This window comes from Chitinophaga vietnamensis (genome assembly GCF_902167635.1).
GTDB classification, from domain to species: Bacteria; Bacteroidota; Bacteroidia; order Chitinophagales; family Chitinophagaceae; genus Chitinophaga; species Chitinophaga vietnamensis.
In genome coordinates this window covers 261,261-284,192 of record NZ_CABHMS010000002.1, presented here as the reverse complement: position 1 = coordinate 284,192, position 22,932 = coordinate 261,261, and the positions used below count along the sequence as shown (strand labels likewise).

General features: G+C 46.9%; 18 protein-coding genes. 9 read left to right on the top strand and 9 right to left on the bottom strand.

Annotated elements, in window-relative coordinates:
- The first annotated feature begins 53 nt into the window (after positions 1–53).
- Positions 54–524 (top strand): hypothetical protein, encoded by a 471-nt coding sequence (locus FPG75_RS05730; protein ID WP_143305779.1) that lies wholly within the window; start codon positions 54–56, stop codon positions 522–524.
- A gap of 6 nt (positions 525–530) precedes the next feature.
- Positions 531–1,094 (top strand): hypothetical protein, encoded by a 564-nt coding sequence (locus FPG75_RS26125; protein ID WP_201747889.1) that lies wholly within the window; start codon positions 531–533, stop codon positions 1,092–1,094.
- 68 nt (positions 1,095–1,162) lie between these two features.
- On the opposite strand, the gene FPG75_RS05720 is transcribed toward FPG75_RS26125, so the two are convergent.
- On the bottom strand, positions 1,163–1,663 hold the full coding sequence (locus FPG75_RS05720; protein WP_143305778.1) for a DinB family protein: 501 nt from the start codon (positions 1,661–1,663) through the stop codon (positions 1,163–1,165).
- Positions 1,664–1,763: 100 nt separating this feature from the next.
- On the opposite strand from FPG75_RS05720, the gene FPG75_RS05715 reads away from it, so the two are divergent.
- The 7 genes from FPG75_RS05715 to FPG75_RS05685 all read left to right on the top strand — a co-directional run bounded on the left by FPG75_RS05715 (position 1,764) and on the right by FPG75_RS05685 (position 9,217).
- Positions 1,764–2,225 carry a GNAT family N-acetyltransferase gene (locus FPG75_RS05715; protein WP_143305776.1) on the top strand — a complete coding sequence of 154 codons (462 nt, stop codon included), beginning with the start codon at positions 1,764–1,766 and terminating at the stop codon, positions 2,223–2,225.
- Between the two features lie 91 nt (positions 2,226–2,316).
- Positions 2,317–2,892: a helix-turn-helix domain-containing protein gene (locus FPG75_RS05710; RefSeq protein ID WP_143305774.1), complete on the top strand. Its 576-nt coding sequence runs from the start codon at positions 2,317–2,319 to the stop codon at positions 2,890–2,892.
- Positions 2,893–2,968: 76 nt separating this feature from the next.
- Positions 2,969–5,188: a heavy metal translocating P-type ATPase gene (locus FPG75_RS05705; protein WP_143305772.1), complete on the top strand. Its 2,220-nt coding sequence runs from the start codon at positions 2,969–2,971 to the stop codon at positions 5,186–5,188.
- A 5-nt stretch (positions 5,189–5,193) separates the two neighbouring features.
- Positions 5,194–6,195 (top strand): 2Fe-2S iron-sulfur cluster-binding protein, encoded by a 1,002-nt coding sequence (locus FPG75_RS05700; protein ID WP_143305770.1) that lies wholly within the window; start codon positions 5,194–5,196, stop codon positions 6,193–6,195.
- A gap of 82 nt (positions 6,196–6,277) precedes the next feature.
- A complete protein-coding gene (locus tag FPG75_RS05695) occupies positions 6,278–6,487 on the top strand; it encodes a heavy-metal-associated domain-containing protein (RefSeq protein WP_143305768.1) in 210 nt (69 codons plus the stop codon).
- Between the two features lie 18 nt (positions 6,488–6,505).
- Positions 6,506–7,000 (top strand): DUF3347 domain-containing protein, encoded by a 495-nt coding sequence (locus FPG75_RS05690; protein WP_143305766.1) that lies wholly within the window; start codon positions 6,506–6,508, stop codon positions 6,998–7,000.
- Between the two features lie 3 nt (positions 7,001–7,003).
- Entirely contained in the window at positions 7,004–9,217 is a 2,214-nt protein-coding gene (locus FPG75_RS05685; RefSeq protein ID WP_143305764.1) for a multicopper oxidase domain-containing protein, read from the top strand.
- Between the two features lie 92 nt (positions 9,218–9,309).
- Here the strand turns inward: FPG75_RS05685 and FPG75_RS05680 are convergent, their stop codons facing one another.
- The 8 genes from FPG75_RS05680 to FPG75_RS05645 form a co-directional block, all read right to left on the bottom strand.
- Entirely contained in the window at positions 9,310–12,168 is a 2,859-nt protein-coding gene (locus tag FPG75_RS05680) for a TonB-dependent receptor (protein ID WP_143305762.1), read from the bottom strand.
- Between the two features lie 3 nt (positions 12,169–12,171).
- Positions 12,172–13,431, bottom strand: coding sequence for a 6-bladed beta-propeller (locus FPG75_RS05675; protein WP_161596679.1), 1,260 nt, complete (start codon positions 13,429–13,431; stop codon positions 12,172–12,174).
- A 20-nt stretch (positions 13,432–13,451) separates the two neighbouring features.
- Positions 13,452–14,105 (bottom strand): hypothetical protein, encoded by a 654-nt coding sequence (locus FPG75_RS05670; RefSeq protein WP_143305758.1) that lies wholly within the window; start codon positions 14,103–14,105, stop codon positions 13,452–13,454.
- A 30-nt stretch (positions 14,106–14,135) separates the two neighbouring features.
- Entirely contained in the window at positions 14,136–15,413 is a 1,278-nt protein-coding gene (locus FPG75_RS05665) for a hypothetical protein (RefSeq protein ID WP_143305756.1), read from the bottom strand.
- 911 nt (positions 15,414–16,324) lie between these two features.
- Positions 16,325–17,128: an alpha/beta hydrolase gene (locus tag FPG75_RS05660; RefSeq protein ID WP_143305754.1), complete on the bottom strand. Its 804-nt coding sequence runs from the start codon at positions 17,126–17,128 to the stop codon at positions 16,325–16,327.
- 72 nt (positions 17,129–17,200) lie between these two features.
- The gene (locus tag FPG75_RS05655; protein ID WP_143305752.1) at positions 17,201–21,472 is read right to left on the bottom strand and encodes a discoidin domain-containing protein; all 4,272 of its coding nucleotides are present in this window, start codon (positions 21,470–21,472) and stop codon (positions 17,201–17,203) included.
- A gap of 41 nt (positions 21,473–21,513) precedes the next feature.
- The gene (locus FPG75_RS05650) at positions 21,514–22,020 is read right to left on the bottom strand and encodes a hypothetical protein (protein WP_144695835.1); all 507 of its coding nucleotides are present in this window, start codon (positions 22,018–22,020) and stop codon (positions 21,514–21,516) included.
- Between the two features lie 206 nt (positions 22,021–22,226).
- Positions 22,227–22,898, bottom strand: coding sequence for a hypothetical protein (locus tag FPG75_RS05645; protein WP_143305748.1), 672 nt, complete (start codon positions 22,896–22,898; stop codon positions 22,227–22,229).
- Between the last annotated feature and the right edge of the window lie 34 nt (positions 22,899–22,932).

Genomic DNA, 22,932 nt, shown 5'->3' with positions numbered 1-22,932 from the left:
GCTGGAACCGAATTGATCATCGCATTAAAAATTTAAAATACCTAATTTCGGATATGAAACAAACCCTTCTACTGTATGCAGTCCTGCTTATTGTGGCGCTGGCCTGTCAGCAAGCGCCACGCCATGATCAGCAGGCCGATTCACTGGTGAACGCCGCTAACAACCCCTCGCCTGCCTTTGCTGGTGGCTGCTTTCAACGGGTTAGCGGAAAAGACACTGTGTTGTTGGAACTGAATGTGAACGACAGCCTCGTAACCGGCCATCTCACTTATCACTATTTTGAAAAAGACCGGAACAGCGGCGCCATCAGCGGTATCCTGCGCGATAGCCTGCTGCGGGCCTCGTATCAATATATGAGCGAAGGCGTGCAGAGCAGCCGGCGCGCAGTATTTAAAGTACGCGGCCAGCAAGTGTTTGAAGCCTTCGCCAACGAAATAGATACCACCGGCCAGCCTGTTTTCAGCGATGATCCCTCACAGCTGAAATTCGATAGCGTTCCGCTCTTGTCAGTGCCCTGTAAATAACCCGATATGAAACATTGTTTGCTGATCTTAAGTATGCTTGTCTGCGGCCTGCGCGCCAGCAGCCAGCAAGGCCAGATTACCGGCAGGCCGGTGATCCTGCTCAACTTTAATGGTAAGATGGATACCGCCCGCATCGAGGGCCGTACGATCTTCTTCCCCGACAATACCCACGCTAAAACCGAAGACCTGGGCTATGTAGTATATCCGCTCACCCGCGACTCTGTAGCCCGCAAAGATACCGGCCTTATTCACGCCGACCTGGCCGGGCGCCAGCTGTTCTATTTCGCCTGGGGCAGCATGAAAACAAGGCTCTACCGCATGCCGCAAGATGCGGCACTCACCGGCATCATAGATTTTGTACTGCCGGATGTCGCCTATTACGCGCCATTTGAAAAAGCCCGGAAATGCCCGGTGTGCGCATCCGGCAAGCATATCATCCCCATTCAATACGGACTGCCCGGCCCTAAAGACTTTGCACTTGCCAAGGCAGGCAAGCTGCTGCTCGGCGGCTGCGTGGTGAGTGAAGAATCTCCGCGATATTATTGTAAGAAAGATGATTTTATTTTTTAGCAAAAAAGCGCAATAGCTCCTGAAGCGCGCGGAGCGCTTCAGGAGCTTGCATGCTTCAGGTATTATCCTCATTGCGGCCTGTCCCAAAATGCAGGCGGCTCAATGCCCAGCGCACGCAGGTATACATATCCCTGCCCACGGTGGTGTATCTCATTATCGATATAATAAAAGATCATCCCCCATACCGGCCCTTCCAGCTGGCCAAAAGATTTCATCGTTTGCTGGAAAAGTTCTCCAGGTATCTGCGGCCATAGCACGTTGAGCTCAGCGGTGATCTTGTCCCACGCATGCAGCAGCGCTTCGCGGTTAGCGGGCAGCACTTCGCCGCCCATCTCTGCGAACGTAGGCCATTGCCCCGTGATAATACCTCTGATGCCAGCAGCTGTAATGCTCATTATCTCCTGCGCCAACGCGGCAAATGTGCGCATGCCGCCGATGGAGAAATTAAACAGCTCCTTTTCCGGGAAAGCCTCGATCATCCGGCGGGTTAGCTGGCGGTGGCCCTGCCAGTGCTTCAGCAAGGCTTCGGGCGTAATCACAACAGGTGTTGCAGTAATAGTATTTGCCATAGTTTTTTTTGTTTGTTGATACAAAGCAACAAGTGGCAAGTGACAACCCTATGTCAGCAGCCTTCAAAAATTTCGATAAATTAGCTGTTCAAAAAAACGCATGGAAAAGATCATCATCAGGCAGGCAAAATTATCAGAACTGGATACCTTGCTGGGCTTCGAGCGCGGCATCATTGAAGCAGAGCGCCCCTACGACGTTACATTGAAGGAAGGCGAGATCCATTATTACGACATCACCGCCATGATCCAGGCGGATCATATAGCCGTGCTGGTGGCCGAACTCGATGGCCAGCTCATCGGCTCCGGATATGCCCGCATCGAAAATGTGAAACCCTATCTCAAACATGCACAGCACGCTTACCTGGGCTTTATGTACACGCATCCCGACCATCGCGGCAAAGGCGTGAACCGCCTCATCATCGAAGAACTGGCCAACTGGGCGCGCAGCAGGGGCGTCACAGAACTGCGCCTCGATGTGTACCACCTGAACACCGCCGCCGTGAAAGCTTATGAAAAGGCCGGTTTCAGCGGACTACTGCTCAATATGCGCCGCCCCATCTGAGCCCTCATAATTCTATAATTCATTCAGATAATTGTATAACACCCCGGCGATAGTATTGTGCCAACTTTGCATTGTCTAAAATAACCGAACTATGCAAACCGGCTATAAAATATATATCAAAGGAATGGTATGCGACCGCTGCATCATCGCTGTACGCGACGTATTCAGCCACCTGCATATCCCTGTTACCGAGGTGCATCTCGGCGCCGTTACCACCATTACCACCCTCACGCCAGCACACCTGGAACAAGTGCAGGAACAGCTTAGCCGCCTGGGTTTCAGCCTGCTGGAAGATAAACGTATCCAGCTCGTACGCCGCGTCAAAGCCCTTGTGGCCGATGTATATGCGGGCAACTACGATTTCCCCGAAGACTTCCGCTTCTCCGATCTCGTCCTGAAAAAAATGCACCAGGATTACAAGCGTGTCAGCAGCATCTTCTCTGCTGTTGAAGGCATCACCCTGGAAAAATATATCATCGCGTTCCGCATTGAAAAGGTCAAGGAAATGCTGGTATATAGTGATGCCTCTTTATCAGACATTGCTTTCCGCCTCAATTACAGCAGCGCACAACATTTGTCGGGCCAGTTCAAAAGTCAGACAGGCCTCAATCCATCTTACTATAAGGAGATCAAGGCATCCAAAGACGCCCTGCGCCATCACGATTGAAATTATATACAATTCTCCGCCAATATTGCAAGCCTGCCCTTTCACCAGCGCATAGCTTTGTAAAAAATTAAATGATATGTCCCTTATAAAAGAATCTTTCCCTGTATTAGAGATGACCTGCGCCGCCTGCGCCATCAGCGTAGAATCCACGCTGAAAGCGGTAGACGGCGTACAAGATGCCGGCGTCAACTTCGCCAACCAGAGCGCCTGGGTCGCCTATCATGCACACGCCGTTACACCGGAAAAACTGCGCGACGCCGTTCGTGCCATCGGTTACGATATCGTGATCGACAAAGAAAACCAGGACGAAGTAAAAGAAGCCGCACAACAAAAGCATTATCGCCATATCCTGCAACGTACCATCTGGGCATCTGTTTTATCTGTGCCCGTGGTGATCATCGGCATGTTCTTCATGGATATGCCTTATGCCAACTGGATCATGATGGCCCTCTCTACGCCCGTCGTATTTTTTCTGGGCCGCAGTTTTTTTGTGAACGCCTTCAAACAGGCGCGTCATGGTAAAGCCAATATGGACACGCTGGTAGCGCTCAGCACCGGTATCGCCTGGCTGTTCAGCGCCTTCAACACCCTCTACCCTGAGTTCTGGCACCAGCGCGGCTTACACGCCCATGTGTACTTCGAAGCCGCCGCGGTGGTGATCGCATTTATCTCCCTGGGCAAGCTGCTGGAAGAAAAGGCCAAATCCAATACTTCTTCCGCCATCAAAAAACTGATCGGGCTGCAACCCAAAACCGTGTTGCTGGTTAACGGTGACGGCTCTACGAAAGAAATTCCCATCTCGCAGGTGAAAGTGGCTGATATCATATTGGTAAAGCCCGGAGAGAAGATACCGGTAGATGGACAGGTGAGCACAGGAACATCTTATGTAGATGAAAGCATGATCACAGGAGAACCGCTGCCGGTGCTCAAAACCGCCGGTGCGCCTGTATTTGCAGGTACGATCAATCAGAAAGGCAGCTTCCGTTTCAAAGCGGAGAAAGTAGGCGCCGATACTTTGCTGGCGCAGATCATCCGAATGGTGCAGGAAGCCCAGGGCAGCAAGGCGCCCGTGCAGCAGCTGGTAGACAAGATCGCAGGCATCTTTGTGCCGGTGGTGATCGGCATCGCGATACTCACCTTTATCTGCTGGATGATCTTCGGCGGCGATAATGCCTTCACGCATGCCCTGCTCACTTCCGTCACCGTGCTGGTGATTGCTTGTCCCTGTGCGCTGGGCCTCGCCACCCCTACCGCTATCATGGTAGGCGTAGGTAAAGGCGCCGAAAATAATATCCTCATCAAAGATGCCGAAAGCCTGGAGCTGGCGCATCAGGTAGATGCCATCATCCTCGATAAAACCGGTACCATCACGGAAGGTAAACCGGTGGTGAGCGACGAACAATGGGCCGATAACGCCAACGACTATACGCAGGAAAGAGCGGTGCTCTATGCCCTGGAGGAACAATCTGAGCACCCGCTGGCCGCAGCCGTAGCCGCCTGGCTCAAAACCAATGGCAGCAAGGCAGTGCAGCTATCAGACTTCCGCAGCATCACCGGCCAGGGCGTAAGCGCCCGATACGATGGCCGCAGCTGGTTTGCCGGCAACATCGAACTGCTGCGCGCCAACGGTATCGTGCCCGATGCCGCACTGAGCGCCCGGGCAGCAGAACTACAGGCCGCCGCCAAAACGGTGATCTACTTTGCCGCCGATAAAAAAGCGCTCGCCGTGATTGCTATCACAGACCAGATCAAATCTACTTCCGCAGCAGCGGTACAGTCATTGCAAGCAAGCGGCATCGACGTGTACATGCTCACCGGCGACAATGAACAAACTGCGGCCGCTATTGCGAAGAAAGCCGGTATCCGCCACTACAAAGCCGGCATGATGCCTTCCGGCAAGGCCGACTTCGTAAAAACATTGCAACAGCAAGGCAAAGTGGTAGCCATGGTAGGCGATGGCATCAACGACTCTCACGCGCTCGCACAGGCCGATGTGAGCATCGCCATGGGCAAAGGCTCCGACATCGCTATAGATGTCGCTAAAATGACGCTCATCACTTCCGATCTCAACAGCATTCCGAAAGCGTTGAAGCTCTCCCGCAAAACAGTGCGCACCATCAAACAAAACTTGTTCTGGGCCTTCATCTACAACATCATCGGTATACCGGTGGCAGCTGGCATCCTCTATCCCTTCAACGGTTTCCTGCTCGATCCGATGATCGCCGGAGCAGCCATGGCCCTGAGTTCCGTGAGCGTGGTCAGCAACAGCTTGCGATTGAAGGCCGCTAAAATTTAATATACATGCAAGCCAATCATACCTGGCGTACTGCCGCCATCCTGCAAGAAACAAAAGATACCATCACCATCGTTTTTGATACCGGCGGCGCGCCTTTCGCATACAAAGCCGGCCAGTTCATCAACCTCAGCGTGGATATCGACGGCAGCACTATCACCCGTTCCTATTCTTTCAGTTCAGCTCCTCTCGCGGGAACATCACCGGCCATCACCATCAAAAGAGTGGCCGGTGGCATCATGAGCAACTACCTCCATGATCATGCCGCCTATGTCAAAGAGTGGCGCGTAAATGGCCCTCATGGCGCCTTTACGCTGGATCAGCCCTGCGATGAACTGGTATTGCTCGGCGGCGGCAGCGGCATTACGCCGCTCTTTTCACTGGCCAATGAGGTGTTGCAGCAATCGCCCGGCACAAATGTTACGCTCATCTATTCCAGCCACAATGAAGAAAATATCATCTTCCGCAACGCACTGCACGCACTGCAACAGCAGCACCCGCAACTGAAAGTGCACTATATGCTCTCCGAAAACGGCGGACGCATTAACCGCATCATCGCGAAGAAACTGATCAAAGCCATTCCGGCCGAACGCGCGCAATACTTCATCTGCGGCCCTTCCGGCCTGATGAAGCTGCACCTGGAAGTTTTGCAGGCGCTCAATATACCGGCGCAGCAGATCACTACCGAATGGTTCCAGCCGGAGCCGCTAACGGTAACGCCTACACTCCCGGATAGCGCACAGGAAGTATTGCTGCATTTCTATGAACAAAGCAACCTGCTGGAAGTGAAGCCCGGCCAGACCATTATGGCGGCGGCGCTGGAAGACAAAATAGCGCTGCCTTACTCCTGCAAAGCGGGCACCTGCGGCATCTGCGCCGCTAAATTATTAAGCGGGAATGTGCACATGGCACAGCAATACGCGCTCGGCAAAGAAGCCCTGGAAGCCGGTATGGTGCTGCTTTGCCAGAGCCATCCGCTGGATAGCAACGTGACCATAGAAATTATATAAAACCTTATGGCAATTGTATAACAGCCGCCCGCCATCATCATCGTACCTTTACATTATCAAACAAAACAAAAATATCATCACCATGGAAACAATACAATTCAAAACAAATATCAAATGCTCCGGATGTATCGCTACCGTTACGCCTTCTTTAAATGCTACTGCCGGTGAAGATAACTGGGAAGTAGACCTGCAATCGCCCGATAAAATACTGACCGTATCTGCCGATAACGTAGATGCCGCCGCTATCAAAGCCGCCATCGAAAAAGCAGGTTACAAAGCAACCATCCAGTAATTTAAATGTTGTTATAAGATGAAAAAGATATTTTTAGCCGCGGCGTTTATCTTCGGCGCCTTCGCACAAAACAGCATCGCACAGGACAGAACGTCCAAACTCGCGCCTGCACTCACTTTGTACATGGATGTGAAAGATGCGCTGGTAGGCAGCAATGCTAACAATGCCGCCACTAAAGCGGCCGACTTTGCCAAAACCGCTGCCGCAATAGATGCCGGCACACTCAGTCCGGAAGAACAAAAAGCATTTGCGCCACTGCAACAACAGCTGATCGCCGATGCAAAATCTATTGCCGCCGCCAAAGATATCGCGCAGCAAAGAGAATATTTCAAAACTTTCTCTGATCATTTCTATACGCTGGCCAAAGGCGTGAAACTCTCTGCTGCACCGGTGTACCAGGAATACTGCCCCATGAAAAAGGCATACTGGCTGAGTAATTCCGCCACGATCAAAAACCCTTACTTCGGCAACCAGATGCTCTCTTGCGGCAAAGTGAGCGACACGATCAAATAAGACATGAAACTGACCATTATATCTCTCCTGCTTCTGGCATTGTGCGGCTCACTGGCCGCACAATCGCCGGCAGGTACCGCTCCTAAAACAGTTCGCTACGACCTCTACATCAGCGACACCACCGTTAACTACTCCGGTAAAACCCGCCACGCGCTGGCCGTGAATGGCCAGCTTCCCGGGCCGGCACTGCATTTCACGGAAGGCGATACCGCCGAAATTTATGTGCATAATACCCTCAAAGAAGAAACTTCCGTTCACTGGCACGGGCTCATACTGCCCAACCAGTACGACGGCGTCCCTTATCTCACCACCAAACCTATCAAAGCCGGGCAAACACATCTCTACCGCTTCCCGCTTGTGCAGAACGGCACCTACTGGTATCATAGCCATACCATGTTCCAGGAACAAAGCGGCCTATATGGCGCCTTCATCATCCATCCGCGCAATGCCCCGCCACAAAAGGAATACACGCTGCTGCTCAGCGACTGGACCAACATGAACCCGCACACCGTGAACCGTTACCTGCACAATGCCAACGACTGGTTCGCCATCAAAAAAGGCTCTACCCAGAGCTATGCAGAAGCCGTGAAGAAAAAACATTTCAGCACCAAGATCACCAATGAATGGAAACGCATGAACGCCATGGATGTGAGCGATGTGTACTACGAGCGCTTCCTCGCCAATGGCCAGCCCAAAGATGTGCAGCCCGCCTACAAAGCCGGCGACAAAGTACGCCTGCGGGTCATCAACGGCAGCTCTTCCACCTATTTCTGGCTCACCTGGGCCGGCGGCAAGATCACCGTGGTGGCCAACGATGGTAAAGATGTGGAACCGGTGGAAGTAGACCGCCTCATCGTAGGCGTTTCTGAAACATACGATGTAGTGGTGACCATCCCCGACAATAAACGCTATCAGTTCCTCGCCACCGCAGAAGACCGCACCGGCACCACTTCCCTCTGGCTCGGCGATGGTATGGAGATACCTGCTAAACCATTGCCCAAGCTGAAATATTTTGAGGGCATGAAGATGATGAATGATATGATGCGCATGGACGGCAACCTCGATACCAGCAATGGCATGCAGATGGCCAACCAGGCAATGGATATGAACACTGTGATGTACCCTGAAATCAACGGCGGCGAAGCCGCCCCCATGGACCATAGCCAGCATATGAACATGAATATGAATATGGACAGCAGCGCAGGTGATATCGTTACCCTCAACTACGGCATGCTCCGCGCGCCGCAGCCAACAACGCTGCCCGCCGGCCCCCTGAGAACGCTCAACTTCGAGCTTACCGGTAACATGAACCGTTACGTGTGGACCGTCAACAATAAAACCGTTTCTGAAACAGACAAGATACTTATCAAAAAAGGAGAGAACATACGCATCATCGTGTACAACAATACCATGATGCGCCACCCCATGCACCTGCATGGCCACTTCTTCCGCGTGCTGAACGGACAAGGCGATAAGGCCCCGCTCAAAACCGTGCTGGATATCATGCCCATGGAAAAAGATACCATCGAATTTGCCGCCACAGAAAACGGGGGCGACTGGTTCTTCCATTGTCATATCCTCTATCACATGATGAGTGGCATGGGCCGCGTGTTCAGCTACCAGGACGGCGCTCCCAACCCGGATGTACCGGATCCTGCGATGGCCTATCGCATGCTCAAACGCGACGACCGCATGCTGCACCTCATGGGCCGCATAGGCCTGGAAAGCAATGGCAGCGATGGTGATATCATGCTCGCCAATACCCGCTACCGCCTCTCCGCAGAATGGCGCGCCGGCCTCACACCCGAACATGGCTATGAAACCGAAAGCCACTTCGGACGTTACTTCGGCAAGATGCAATGGCTCTTCCCCTACGTCGGATGGGACGTACGCTACCGCCGTATGCACGGGCCGGAAAAGAACCTGTTCGGACAGGAAAACACCAAAGACTTCCGCCAGGTATTTCATATCGGTGTCGAATACACGCTGCCAATGCTCATCGTAGCCGATGCCTCTATCGACCATACCGGTAATGTGCGCTTCCAGCTGTCAAGGGAAGATGTGCCCATCACCAAACGCCTGCGCTTTAATTTCATGGTGAATACCGACAAGGAATATATGGCCGGCTTCCGGTATATCGTTACCCGCAACTTTGCCTTGTCTACCCACTACGATAGCGACATGGGATTTGGCGCCGGTATCACGCTCAGCTATTGATATAATTTTAAAAAACAAGTAGGGTGCCTCAAAACAAGAGGCATCCCTTTTTTATTCCGTCTTTAAACAAGATAGAGATACTTCTAGGCCTCTTATTCTTTTAGCTTTTCCCTTCTTCCAAATTGCCTTGGGAAATAAGATACTGTAAACATAAAATATTGCTGTAGCACATTAGTAGTTCCCCGTGTAAGGGTATTGTTTAGCCCTGTATTGATAATGTTGGTATTCTGGTGAAGTAAATCTAGCGCGGCTATTTTTAATTCCAGGATGTTGCCAGGAAGCAGACGAAAAGTACCGTTTGCATTCCAAATTGTAAAAGTGGCTGCTTTCGAACCACTCGAAGTAGTATAGTTGTACGAAATATTACTACCGATACCTAACCTTTTTGTAAAATTTACGCTTGTACTAAGAACAGTAGACTGCGTACTATTTTTAAATTCGCTATTACTTGCACCAGTCTGTTTAGAGCGGTATAATAGCAATAATTCTTGTAGGTTAATGGCCCACCAATCGCTAAGCGTATAATAGATGTTCAGCGAATTGCTATTTGAGAAACTATTGGAGAAGTTGAGTTGACCATTGATATATTGGGGATTTCGATTCAGAGATAACATAGGTAAAAATTGTACCTGCAATTGATTCTTCTCAAACTTGAATGCTTTACTCACAGTACCAGAAATACTTAAATATCTGCTATCTCCTGCATTGATTGTATAGTGTACACTACGTCCAAGGTTATCTATTATACTACTGTCGGAGAGGTTATCATTGATTATTCCGACTGCTATATTCAAGTCATATTTAAAAGTATTCTCTCTCTGCTGGCTACTATGTTGCATACTAAAACTTATCTTCCTTTCGGTGGCTTCTTTTAAACGAGAATTACCTTGCTGAATATAATATTGGTTAATACTATCCACTAATGGATACAATTGTTCCACTGTAGGGTATTTATTTTCTGTGCTAAAGTTCAGGCGATAATTATCCTCATAATTCCCATAATGACTATTTGTATAACTAATGGAAGCGCTCGGGATGAAGCGCTGATATCTTCTTATGAAATTCTGAAAAGGTTGTATAGAACTGTTTTGTTGATGATAAAATTGCGCCCGCGCATCAAGGCCCAAAAACAAAATCTTCTCATATCTGTTAACCAGTCCTCTGGTAAATACTCTACTAATGGCTAATGTAGGCATTTCGTTGACGATCGTAAGTTTGTTTCTATTAGAAAGGTACGCATCAATTTTGTAGTTACCTGTAATAGTGTCTCTGTTTTTAACAAGATTATTTTCTTTATGTATATCTACCTTCAAAGCATTTTGCAGGGTCATTGAAATCCCCATAAATCCTCTATTACCAAAAAGCAATCCGGAAATATCTCCCAAACTCAAGGACAAATGCTGTTTCACGTCATCACTGCTTTTCTTATAAAGGCGATCAAATTTTCTATTATTAAGAGGATCAATGACAGAAGTGAAGGAAGTTATATTTGACTGGTGGCTGTTATTAGTCCCCACATCAAGCGTATAAACTACATCCAAGTTACCAGGTAGTCGATTCATTTTCCTGACATTTTTTTGTTTGTTTAGCCCCATTTGAACAAGCATGTCTTTACCATCGGATGTGATTTCATTATCCATGTTATTAGTACTTTCCAGTGCACCCATTGTTCCGTAAGTACGACTTTGATTATCCGATTTATTATGTCCACTGCTGGCAAGTAATGTTGCAGAAGTATAAAAGGTAAAATTATCCTTACGCTTGTCGTAGCGGGTGTTCAATACCTGGCTTGTATTGCTTGATTCAATAAGGCCGGTATTCATTTGGGTCTGTGAATTCGCCTTATCAATAGTGGTAATTACGTGGCTAGTGTTGGCAATTGCATTGACGTTATTTTTAATAAAATAATTACCCGACAGACGATTGTTATCATAATAATCAGGATTGGCGATGAAATCATGTTGAAAGATCACTCCGCCGGAGCTGGGCCGGTTAGTGCCCTGCATCCTAAAATCGGGTTGATACTCTATGTTGGCACCAATACCTTTGTAGGTACTATTACGCATCAATGTACTAACGTCATTTGCTATTTTGTTTATATTATTGCTTGCCCCCACAATCCCCAGCTGTGTTTTCTTATTGAAGAAATTGATACTTGCGTCGCTCTCGTAGCGATCAGCTGTGCCGTATCCAGCCGAAATCTTACCGAAATATCCCAAGGTCTTTCCTTTCTTTAATTTGATGTTTATTTGAGTAATGGAATCTAATGGGCTTTGTGGATTTCTGATCTGCTGGTATACTTGTATTTTGTCTATGGCCGTTTTAGGAATGTTTTGTGTTGCCACACGGGTGTCCCCACTCAAAAAAGGTTTACCTTCAACCAATACCTGGCTTACTTCTCTGCCATTGACAGTGATGGTGCCATCTCCCCATATCGTTACACCTGGTAATCTACGCAACAAATCCTCACCTACAGCGTTTTTGTTCAAATTAAAAGCATCTGCATTAAATTCGAGTGTATCTCCATTCATACGCACTGGTGGTACATATTTTACAATGACCTCTTGTAATTCATGGGCATTCCTTTCGAGATTGAGTTTCTTCAAATCAACAACTTTACTCCCTCTTGGAATAGTAAACTTTGTTACTATGCTTTTATAACCAGTATAGCTAACAATAATTCTGAGTAAAGTGCCAATTGGCATTCCTTTAAAATTAAACTCTCCAAAATTGTTGCTGAGTTGATAACTAATGAGATTGGAATCCTCTGCATTGTACACAGCAACAGAAGCCAACGGCAACACATAGTCGTGTGTCGAATCACGGACAATGCCGAACACTTTGCCTATCCCAATTGAATCTTTCTTTACTTGCGAATAGCCCTCACTGCCAGCGCCACAAATACTTAAAAGTAATAGAAATAAGAATATTGGCCGACATAACAAACTCATTTACTAAAATTTATTCTTAAGTTTTAGTTGAATTATTACTGGGTTGCTCTCGCGATTTTGAGTGACAAGGTATTTTTGTAAATCGATCGGAAAATTAAGATGCTTATCCCTGGTTGCTTCGAAGTAGTTAAACATCTGTAACGATGATACTGAAGAATAAATATTTTTCCCGTCGCAGGCCTGTATTGAATATTGATCGCTGATCATTGGTAGAAAAAAGGATGAGCTGTCGGGGGATATTCGTAGCAGGTTAAAAAGAGAATGTCTTTTTAAATTATATAAAAATATTTTGTTGGTATTGGGATAGAGACGACTATTCAGTGTGAACAAAAGGTTATCTTCCAGCATATAAACATTACTTATTACAAATACCTTTTCTCTATTATTAGCTAAATATTCAAGCCTTTTACCTCTATATTTTTCTTCCTTTACTAAAAAATCTACTGGAAGGCTAAAATCAATAGGAAGAACTATTTTAAATACATTAGAGACACCTCTACTATTGATCTCATAAATATTATAATCGTAGGCCCTTGTGAAAAAACATACCCCCTTTCTTCCTGATTGATACAGCGGACCAGAAAGAACTATTTGAATATCCATCCATTTTGCGTTGGCGATCCCATTCGGATCGTAAGGAATTACACCTATGATACTTGATGAATTCTTATTTGCAATGAATAGCTCATAAGGCTTATATTTACTGGTATCGGGATTGGCGAAAATGGATGAAATGGCGTACACACAAGTATTGCTATCCAAATAAGCCAGGCCATTTAATCCTTTAAAGTTACCAATATCCTTCAATGATATACTTCCAACAGCATCCCCATTATAGTTGAATAAATATAAATTTTCAGGGTCCAGGCCATTCCTTACAACTATTTGATCTTTATATTGATTAATGGAGAAGTCGCGAAATATGTTACGTCGCGTATTGGGGTTCTTCCGGAAGCCTTTAATATTAGCACATTTTGCATGAAATGAGCCATCCCTGTTGAAAATAACGATTTGATCTAAACCTCCGTCAAGAACAATAAAATATTTATCAACTACTTCCAATCTACTAATTTCATCTATCAGACATTGCTTACTATTCTCTAAGGGTACATAGATTATACTATCAAATATTTTACTGCAATTGCCCCCCATTGCACTACTGGGATCTATTCTCAAAATACTGGTATCTGACATTTGCTGTTGTTGCGCAAACAGAAAGTTTCGAAATAAAACAATTACGGTAAATAACAATAGTCTTTTCATAAAAGGATTAAAATCCACCATTAAAGAGAATTTTCAGTAGTTAGTTTGTATGCATTTTTCAAATAGTAGTCCAGTAAATCAGGCATTCGGCTATTGGGAATGAAAAAATTATAAGCAGTTTCTCTATTATCTGCCAAAAATAGATAAGAATAATTATTGCAACCCTCATCAAAAGCAATTTCTCCTTTTTTAACAAAAAAAACAGGGAAGTTTACATCTGCAACTTTTCTCCATTGAAGATAAGCATCATAATTGGTAAAATCTACCAATATGTATATTGGAAGTTCAGGGTGAGCGTGATTTAGCACCTTCAATTTTTCAATTGTTAAGTTTGAACATTCATTGCAGCCAATTTCAGTGTACCTTAAAAACAAGCTGCACTTGCTTCGCACTATCAGAGAATGAATGTTTGTCTGTAGTAGTTTAGCAGTATCTGCTGAAATATCATACGCCTTTATTCCGACTTTATTGATCAAGGAATTCGAGTACTTTATTTTAAATTCCAATAAATCTGAATAATAACGGTTTGCACCATTCACATATCGTATGCTATCATTCAGGATGGCATTGGCTTTTTTCTCAGCTTCAAACTTTTTAGTATTGATTAATGTCTGTGAAAGAAAAAATACAGCCCCAAAAAAAGACAAATACATAATTACTTTATCGATCTTCATGTTTCTTGCAGATATATTACAGTGCATAATTTACAACTTGCCCTTAGAGTTAAATCTAACTTTAACCAGGTAAAAAGAATCATCGATGATATCAATCAATTTTATTAAAGGGCTATCTTTGTATAACCGCTTTTTTAAACCATTTCCAGTACAAAAGGCAATAAACTGATTACGCTTCCTGTCATATTCATTAAATTCCGGAAAGATTAACCTGAATCTTTTCGTCTCTGCGAAATATTTGGCGCTTAAAACTCCTGATGTCTCAACTTTTTTTGGTACTATCGATCCAAATCCAACCGTACTTTGCTCCTTAAAACTGATAGATGACAAATAGATGAAGCTATCTGACTCTAACCAGTTCTTTTGACTTGTATAACCATTGCAATATTGGTATATTGACTTAAGAGAGGATGTACTATGCCCACTTATCTTAGCTTCACTTAAATGTGGTTTTATTATTGACTCTAAAAAATCTGCTGGGAAGTTTCCTTTAGAATAGACTATCTTATATTGTCGTTGAACACCATTTTTACTGATGCTATAGACATAAGGATCATGAGCGCGAAAAAAAAGTAAACTATCTTTAAACGTGGCAAAAACTTTATTCAATGTAACTGTTGCAATATCTTCATATTTCTTCGAATAGCGCAGGTATTGTTTAAATATACCCAACGTGTCGCTTAATAAATCTAAATTAGATGGATCTCCATCTTGCAGATAGGTATTATTGCTATTATAACTCGCATAACCTACAAAATTATCACTTCCAGGTATTGATGCAATATGATTATAGTGGTATAACTTTCCTCCTTTTATGTCTTTTTTCCGATTTAAACTTGAATCAAAAATGGTTAGTTTCATCTGTGCATAGTCATAAACCACAACTTCTTTTTTCTCGTTAACATAGCAATCTGTTACATTTAGCGCATTGGAATCAGCCACGCCATTTTCCATGATGGTCTTTATGTAATTGCCGTCAGCCGAATAGGCATTTATCCTTTGGGTAGTTATAGGATCATTAACGATATAGATATCTCCCAAAGCATACAATTGACCAATGTATCCTATCTGTTTATGGGGGGCGTCGGCCAATTTCAGCAATTCAACAGTGTCAACAAGTGGTGAAATATCCAACGTATCGGGCATTGAGCTATTATTTATATGTATCTCTTTAGAATTGTCAGTAATTTCCTGATTTTGATTGCTTGAACAAGAAAATAAAAAAACTATCATAAACCATAATCCAAAAAAGGAATACATTTTTTCTGCATATCTGTTAAAGGTAAATGCTATCATTTCTTGCTTCATGAATTGTGTAGGTATTGGTTAGTGATTTGGGAATTGGAAGATTTGCAATACAAAGTTTATAAAACTGCCGTTAAAATTATTCTTATACCCTACACCTTATATATTGATGCAGTGTATATAATGCAGGCTCATACAGGGCATAAATAATTTATTCAAGGCATGAATAGCTGATTTCGCTATCTGAAAGAACCAGGGATTTCATTCAATATTTAGTTAACAATCGGAAAAGATTTCCTACAAATAGTTTTCAGCAAAGCAGGTGCAATGCGGCCAGCTGCCTGCAAACTCCACATTCATTAATTTGCATAACAAACATGCCAGCACAATATATTCATATTGTGCTGGTAGATCAACTTAAAAAAACTCACAGCCTAATTTTTAAGAACACAAGTCCTAGTTGAATAGGTGGGAACATCACAATAAGTCGAAGTACAAGAATAGGGTGAGCCATAAAGACCGGTAAATGAACAGGTACAAGCAAGGCCACCCTCATAGCAAGGGATGTATGTCGCATTGTAACATTGAGGTGGCACCTTAGGCACTTTGCTGGTATCTGTCGGGTTAGTTGCCAAATCAACAGATCCTGTTGCAAATCCCGAAAACATGCAAGCAGAAATTACTGCCATAGCGCCGACGAGCAAAAAATTGAATAACTTTTTTTTCATTGTTATTTTTTTTGATTAAATGAATTATCAACTAATCTAGAGACTTGTCTAATTTGGGAAAACCTCATGCTTACGAACGCATATCTCTTTATACTCTGGTTGTAAATTGGTTGATTCGTGTCTTTTTATCTCTACAGATTTTGAAACCTAATGCTAATATAACTTTTAAAGTTAACTAAAACAATACCTCATTTATGTAATTTTTCCTTTAACACAGTAACAAATGCTGACCACGGATAATGCATATCACTTCTTATACAAGACTGTCAATGCCCCATAAACCGCATGATGCAAAATAGTAAGATGGTTCTCCGCCGGGTAAGGTACATAATGTAATGTGTATTGCTTATCCGGCGCAGCGCCGATCAGTTGCGCCAGTTTCGCGGCATCATCTTTCATCTGCGCGCCCTCTTCACCGATGGCCAGATAGATCTTCAAAGGCAAGGTGGCAGCCTTTTTCAGCAGCTCCGGCGCCGCTGCCAGCAGCGATTCATCATCCCACCACAGGCTCGGGCTCACGATCACATAATCATCAAACAAAGCGGGCCGCTTCAACAATACTTCTGTTGCCAGCAAACCACCCAGCGATTGCCCGATGATCGTACGGCGCCCCACCCGGTAATGCGATTGCACATAGGGCTGTAATTCTCTCTCTAAAAAATCAATGAAAGCCGCAGAATGCCCGGTGCTGGGGTATTTCTCGCGATCGGTCTTATTACGGGTAGGAAAAGTGAAATCACGTTTGCGATCTACATTGGCAATGCCCACCACGATAGAAGGCGGCATGGCCTGAATCATGGTGAGAAATTGCACCACGCCCGTTATATGAATAAAATCTTCATTGGCAGCGCCATCCAGCAGGTAGATCACCGGAAAAACAGTAGCGGAATCCTGGTGATAATTTTCAGGAAGATAGATATTCAATACCCGGTCTTCTTTCAACTGAACAGAAGATATACGATCGGTCTTACCCAGTACAAAATCGCTGGAACGCTGTGCAGATGCGGCCAGGCAGCCCAGCATCATCATACAAACAAATAGTGATCTCATAAATATTATTTAATAAAAACGAGGGCCCACCTGCATGAGGTGGGCCCTTGCTTTGCTAATATACATGGAATCTTATTCTCCGATGAGCACAATCTTACCGGTTTGCAACGGTTTGCCGTTAACAGATTTAGTGTTAAAGAGATGATAGAAGTAGATACCTGCCGGGAGGCCACTGGTATTCACACTGCCAATACTGTTGATCTGTTCTGCTTTCACCTGCTTGCCTTTGGCATCATAGAGGCGTAACAGCATGGTAACTGGCTTGTTGCTCCTCACATTGATGGCGGCGCCGGGATGTAACGCTGTCGGATATACGCTGATCGTGCTGCTCAATAATGGTTTCGCAGGCGCTGAAGGCGCTGTACTGTCGGGACAGCCGGTGAACGACAGTTCCGCTACGGAGGTCCACGGGTTACCATTCACTTCGGAAGTAGCGATCAGTTTCACATATTTCGCTTTCACGGTGGGGCTGAACACTACATCCTGTGGCGTGGTGCTGTTCACGAAATTGCCGGTAGCTACCTGTGTCCAGTTGATGCTGTCGGCGCTCACCTGCACCTGGTAGGCGTTGATGCGGCCATTCACGCCGCTCTGCCGCGGTGTGTAAGTCAGCTTGCTGAGATTATATGCACCACCCAGGTAGATGGAGATATAATGCGGCATGGGTGCGGTAGTATTGTACCATTGCGTATGCCAGTAGGTAGCGGTATTACCGTCGATGGCGTTGGTGGCCGGTGCGTTTTCGCCCACGGTTTCCTGGCTGTCGAAGCTGGATACGCGCAGCTGCGTACGTGGTATCGGGGTATTGCAGGCAGGAGCTGCAGGTGGCGTGCCTGGTATGCCTACGCCAAAGTCGCCAGGGCCGGTGCTGAAGGTAGCGGATACATAATAGATCGTGCTGCCTTTTTTACCGCTGCTGTCGCGCGCAATATCGATGGTGCCTGCACCGTCAGGATAAGGATTGGCTGGCGTTACGTTGCTGATGTTGCTCAGCACGCGCACCATTTTCACGGTGTCCCATATCAGGCCGGTAGCGGCTTCCCATCCGGCTTTTTCGGCGGCGGTGTAATAAAGCGTTACGCTGATCTGGCCGGCATTGTTATTTGTTGGTATCACCTTCACCGTTTTCGATGCCACATAATGTGCGGCGGTGCTGTCCCAGAAGGGTGAGGCGCTGGAGCCGGCACGGTCTATCTTCACCGTCGTACAACCATAATCAAAGCCGGAGAGATTCTTGATCTTCGCGATGATCTGCCCGCTGGTATCTGCAAAATAAATAGTGGCATTCGGCCCGAAATACTGCGTGGTGCTGAGGTTCAGCGTACTGCCTACCGGTGTCACCGATGGCCGTGTATTGATGATCAGGTTAGGTTTGGTAGAACCGTATCCCGGCGCATTGAACGTACAGCCGGAGCCGCTCGTCTGGCGCTGGAATGCGGTGGGGTTAGCGCCACTCACAGAGATCGACGCTACGAGATTATCTCCCTGGTTCGTTCCATCTGCGTTATCATAACAACTTTGTACGAGCAGGTTGGAATATCCATCCCAATAGTACGGCGTAGAGAACGGTATGGTCACCCATCCGGTATCCGGCACGGTGTAAGTGCCGCTGTACACAGTGGTGAGCGGACTATTATCAAACGCGGTATTGGTGAAAGACGTTTGCGTAGTACCGCCGAGCGCCATATTGAAATTGGAGAAAGTGCTGGCAGTGGTCACTGTCCTGGATATCACGTGATAGGACAGTGAATAGATATACCCTTTCTGGAAGCCTGCCGCCCGCAGCTCGTCAGCAGGATAGATGGTTTGTGCTTTCTTGTCGGACTGCGTTCCATTGAACGGACTGGAAGCGCTGCCGCCGGTAGTACCATTGCCGAAAGGCAGGTTTACCAGCGCGGTATCTCCTACTGGTGAAGCATCCGGATAAGTAATATTGATGCGGGCTGTTTGTGCAGACGGGTTGGCCATCGCATTGGTAGCGCCGCTCACCGTGAAAGTGAGCAGGATCGACTTGCTCGCAGGATCTGTTCTGCTGCCGTATACCCGGATGGTGACCGGCCTCGGGGCCGATGAGCCGGAAGCCAGTACCAGCGTGTCTTGCGGCGCGGCAAAGTTGCCATTGGTGGTGAGGTCGTAGTCCACTCCACGTATAGCCGACGACGTTGCCCCTACGGTGAGCTGCACATTGGCATTGCCAGTGGGGGCCGGACTTACCGTCACATTCAACGTATAATCGGTATAAGGTCGGCAGCCGGATATATTGGCGCCCGCCGCTGTGGTATTCATGGAGGTGGCATCGAAGGCTACCAGCGGCGTGACCGGGTTATTGAATTTGGTACCGAACACGCCTCTACCGTAGAAGCTTACACGTAGTTCGCTGCTATCGGCCACGCCATTGTTATAAGCAAAGAGGTCGGTGATATCCGCCACAGTGGGGAGTCCTATCGAGTATAGCGACCAATCGCTCATATTCTTGTTACGATAGTACACGCCGCGTGCGGTGGCCAGGTACACTGATTCATTGGTGGCGTAGCGGTCTTCCAGCAACCTGATCACGTTTACCAGCGGCAATGAACCGCTGATATCCGTATAGGTAGCGCCTTTGTCGGCCGAGCGGTACACCCGGCTGCCACAGGCGAGATACACAATATTGGAATCGCTGGAGATGGTGGTAACGCTGGCAGCCACGCTGGTAGCGGCTGGAGCGGCTACGCTGGTGAAGGTGGGCGTGGCGGCAGTAGCATTGCGCGTGCTATATACCTTCTGGTTGGTGGTAACATAGAATAGCACATTCGCATTGGCATTGCTGATCTGCAAGGCGTTGATCTTTTCGGTATTGTTCACCACTTTCGTCCAGGAGGGCGAAGCGGCGGTGATGTTGGAACTGCGCCACAGGCCTGTATCTCCGGCGAAGCAGATGTTCACATTATTAGGAGTGAACTCTAACACGGCATTATTGGAACCGGTGAAAGGCAGGTTGTAAGAGGCATCGGAACCGGTTACCGTTCTGCGTTTGCCATTATAATAATACACCTGGTTATTGGTGTTGTAATCGAAATTGGATTTTGAGCCCCAGTCGCCGCCCCTGTTGGTAAACCAGGGGTTGACAGCATACTTATAATACAGCTCGCCATTGTCTTGTGTACCGATGCTGATCATATCGCGCCGGATGGGGCTATTCGAAGCATGATATACTTCTGTGCCGGCCAGCCCGTTGCTTTTCGGCACCCAGGTGGTGCCGCCGTCGGTGCTGAGCCATACGCCGCCATCGTTATAGTCGAAGAGTTTGGAAGTATTGTAAGGGTCTACTTTGATGCCATGCATGTCAGTATGGATCATCACGGCCCAGCTGGATTCCATCTGTGTCCAGGAGCTGCCGCTGTTGGTGCTTTTCCATACCAGGTGCCCTACTGCGTATACGGTATTGGCATTGGTGGGATCGGCGCCGAGTGCCCAGTTGTAGTTACCCTGGCCGGAGGAAGTGCTCGTATAGCCGTTGAGGTTAGGCGACACATCTCCTTTCATTTGCGTGAAGCTAAGGCCGCCATCGGTGGATTGATAGATCACGCCGCCATTGGCGCCGCTGTTGGAGCCTACCATGCCGATGTACACCCGGTTGGAATCCGCCGGGCTTACGGCCAGGCGCGTACCGTTGGCGCTGGCGGGCATGGAAGGTAAGGTAACGGCCGTCCAGGTATCTCCCATATCATTGGAATAATAATAGGCGCCTGCCATGGTAACGGCAAAGATCGTAGTGGTATTGGTGCGCGCCTTGAACACCATATCGGTGAACTGGCCGCCCACGAGTTGCTGGCTCCAGGAGGTGCCGCCATTTTTTGTCTTCCAGATACCATCATTCGTAGCGGCGATAAGGGTGTTATGGTCGGTGGGCGACATCAACAGTTCCACAGCCATGCGGGTGCCGATGGAATTGTTGGCAGGCAGCCAGGTTTGGCCGCCGTCGGTGGATTTGTATACACCGAGCGAGGTGCCGTAATAGTTAGGATCACCGGTGCCGAGATAAAGAATGTTATCGTTGGTATAATCGATACATACCGAAGCGCAGGTGGCTTTGGGCAGATCGTCTGTGCCCATGAGCTGCCAGGTATTGGAAGTATCGGTGCTTTTCCAGAGGCCCCAAACGCTGGTGGCATAAATGGTGGAAGCGCTGCTCGGGTGAAATTTCATTTGGGTAACGCGGCCGATACCGTTGATCTGGCCGGAGGAATTGACGGGAAACAGCACCGGGCCAATATTCCGCCAATTGCCATAATTCTGCGCAAGCACAGCGGCAGGCAGCAGCAGGCATGCGAGTATCAGGGAAAGGTATTTACGTATATACATTTCAGTGAGTAGTAAAGGGTGAGGATAAAATGATGGATCAATCAATAGGATTGCTGCGACTGGCCGCTATCTTTCTTCTCTTTGTTCTGACGGTCCTGTTCCTGTTTTTCGTGGATGTTGTGCTTCAACTGTTTCTGTTGTTGCCAGATCTGTATCTGTTGATTTTGGTTGAGGATCGTACCGTCGGGTTGTACATAGGGCAATACCTGCCTGCGCCACCATTGGTATTTTTTGTAGGCGAAGGCGTATTGTTGTGTCTCCCGTTTTTCTTCGGCTTCTTTGTCTTTGCGGCGGAAAAGCCCCAGGAACGTGCGTTTGCGCTCGGAATTATTCTTTGTGTCCAGCATCTCGTCTTCTTCTACCGGCAGTTCCTTGCCTTTCCAGAAGTCGTTGAAAGATTTTTCGATCACAAAAAAATTGACATTAGGATCATCCATCATTTTGATCCATTCAGGGTCTTTATTACTTTGGCGTGCGTGCTCCTGTGCTGATGAACGGACGCCTGAAAACAACAGGCCTGTCAACAACACGCCACACCATAAGAACATGTAAAAGGGTAGCTTTTTCATTGTACTGGTTGTGAATTATAAGTGGATACTAGATATTGGTTGCGCTTCGAAGTGGGCAGTCACAAAACTGTGCTCGACAAAAAATAGGGCTTACTGCTAGATAAATATAATAAATATTTAGGAATTTCCTGATTTAATGATTTAAATATTTAAGGCCCCCGCAGTACTGCGGGGGCCTTAAATATTTAAATCATTAAATCAGAGAAATCTAAATATTTGTCGGTCTTATTGATATAAACGGTAAAAGAGGCATTCACTTTGATTGCGGCGGCGCCGCATACCTGCGGGTTATAAGCCGGCTGGCGGCCCGGGTGGTTCAGCATTTCCTGGATACAGGGCTGGCTCAGATCTGCACTGGCATAAGCGGCATTGTAATGAAAATTACCGGTAAGGCGCAGGTACTTGCCGGTGTCGGTGATATCCGTTAAAGTGAAATGTACCTTGCTGTTGGCGCGGTTGATATCGGTGTCGTAATACAGGAAATACATGCTGCCACTGTAATCCCGCCTGTTGCCATTGGTTTCTATGCTGGTAAGTCCGCCGGTGTTGAGCGTTCCATCCAGCACCTGCTCTCCTGTCACCAGTTTGATCGATAAAGAGCCCGCGGTAACGGAATATTTCTTGCCGGCAGAATCCAGGTCGGCGCCCAGTGCAAAGTTGGCAATCGCTGTTTTGTTGAAAGTAACATACCCGATGCTCACATCCTTCCCTGTTCTGGTGATCCTTGTATTCACATCTCCCGAAATCGTTGCTGTGAACACGTTTGGTGGACCGTCGGCATCACTCGTTGTTTCGTGTTTGCTACAGGCAGTGAACAGGCATGTAATCAAAAGCGCGTAGATAGATAGTTTGGGCATGGTTAAAATTTCCGCGAAGATAGCACAGGATAAG

Coding starts and splice junctions, on each gene's coding strand:
- FPG75_RS05730 (WP_143305779.1), top strand. CDS start 54: ATGAAACAAACCCTTCTACTGTATGCAGTCCTGCTTATTGTGGCGCTG.
- FPG75_RS26125 (WP_201747889.1), top strand. CDS start 531: ATGAAACATTGTTTGCTGATCTTAAGTATGCTTGTCTGCGGCCTGCGC.
- FPG75_RS05720 (WP_143305778.1), bottom strand. CDS start 1,663: ATGGCAAATACTATTACTGCAACACCTGTTGTGATTACGCCCGAAGCC.
- FPG75_RS05715 (WP_143305776.1), top strand. CDS start 1,764: ATGGAAAAGATCATCATCAGGCAGGCAAAATTATCAGAACTGGATACC.
- FPG75_RS05710 (WP_143305774.1), top strand. CDS start 2,317: ATGCAAACCGGCTATAAAATATATATCAAAGGAATGGTATGCGACCGC.
- FPG75_RS05705 (WP_143305772.1), top strand. CDS start 2,969: ATGTCCCTTATAAAAGAATCTTTCCCTGTATTAGAGATGACCTGCGCC.
- FPG75_RS05700 (WP_143305770.1), top strand. CDS start 5,194: ATGCAAGCCAATCATACCTGGCGTACTGCCGCCATCCTGCAAGAAACA.
- FPG75_RS05695 (WP_143305768.1), top strand. CDS start 6,278: ATGGAAACAATACAATTCAAAACAAATATCAAATGCTCCGGATGTATC.
- FPG75_RS05690 (WP_143305766.1), top strand. CDS start 6,506: ATGAAAAAGATATTTTTAGCCGCGGCGTTTATCTTCGGCGCCTTCGCA.
- FPG75_RS05685 (WP_143305764.1), top strand. CDS start 7,004: ATGAAACTGACCATTATATCTCTCCTGCTTCTGGCATTGTGCGGCTCA.
- FPG75_RS05680 (WP_143305762.1), bottom strand. CDS start 12,168: ATGAGTTTGTTATGTCGGCCAATATTCTTATTTCTATTACTTTTAAGT.
- FPG75_RS05675 (WP_161596679.1), bottom strand. CDS start 13,431: ATGAAAAGACTATTGTTATTTACCGTAATTGTTTTATTTCGAAACTTT.
- FPG75_RS05670 (WP_143305758.1), bottom strand. CDS start 14,105: ATGAAGATCGATAAAGTAATTATGTATTTGTCTTTTTTTGGGGCTGTA.
- FPG75_RS05665 (WP_143305756.1), bottom strand. CDS start 15,413: ATGAAGCAAGAAATGATAGCATTTACCTTTAACAGATATGCAGAAAAA.
- FPG75_RS05660 (WP_143305754.1), bottom strand. CDS start 17,128: ATGAGATCACTATTTGTTTGTATGATGATGCTGGGCTGCCTGGCCGCA.
- FPG75_RS05655 (WP_143305752.1), bottom strand. CDS start 21,472: ATGTATATACGTAAATACCTTTCCCTGATACTCGCATGCCTGCTGCTG.
- FPG75_RS05650 (WP_144695835.1), bottom strand. CDS start 22,020: ATGTTCTTATGGTGTGGCGTGTTGTTGACAGGCCTGTTGTTTTCAGGC.
- FPG75_RS05645 (WP_143305748.1), bottom strand. CDS start 22,898: ATGCCCAAACTATCTATCTACGCGCTTTTGATTACATGCCTGTTCACT.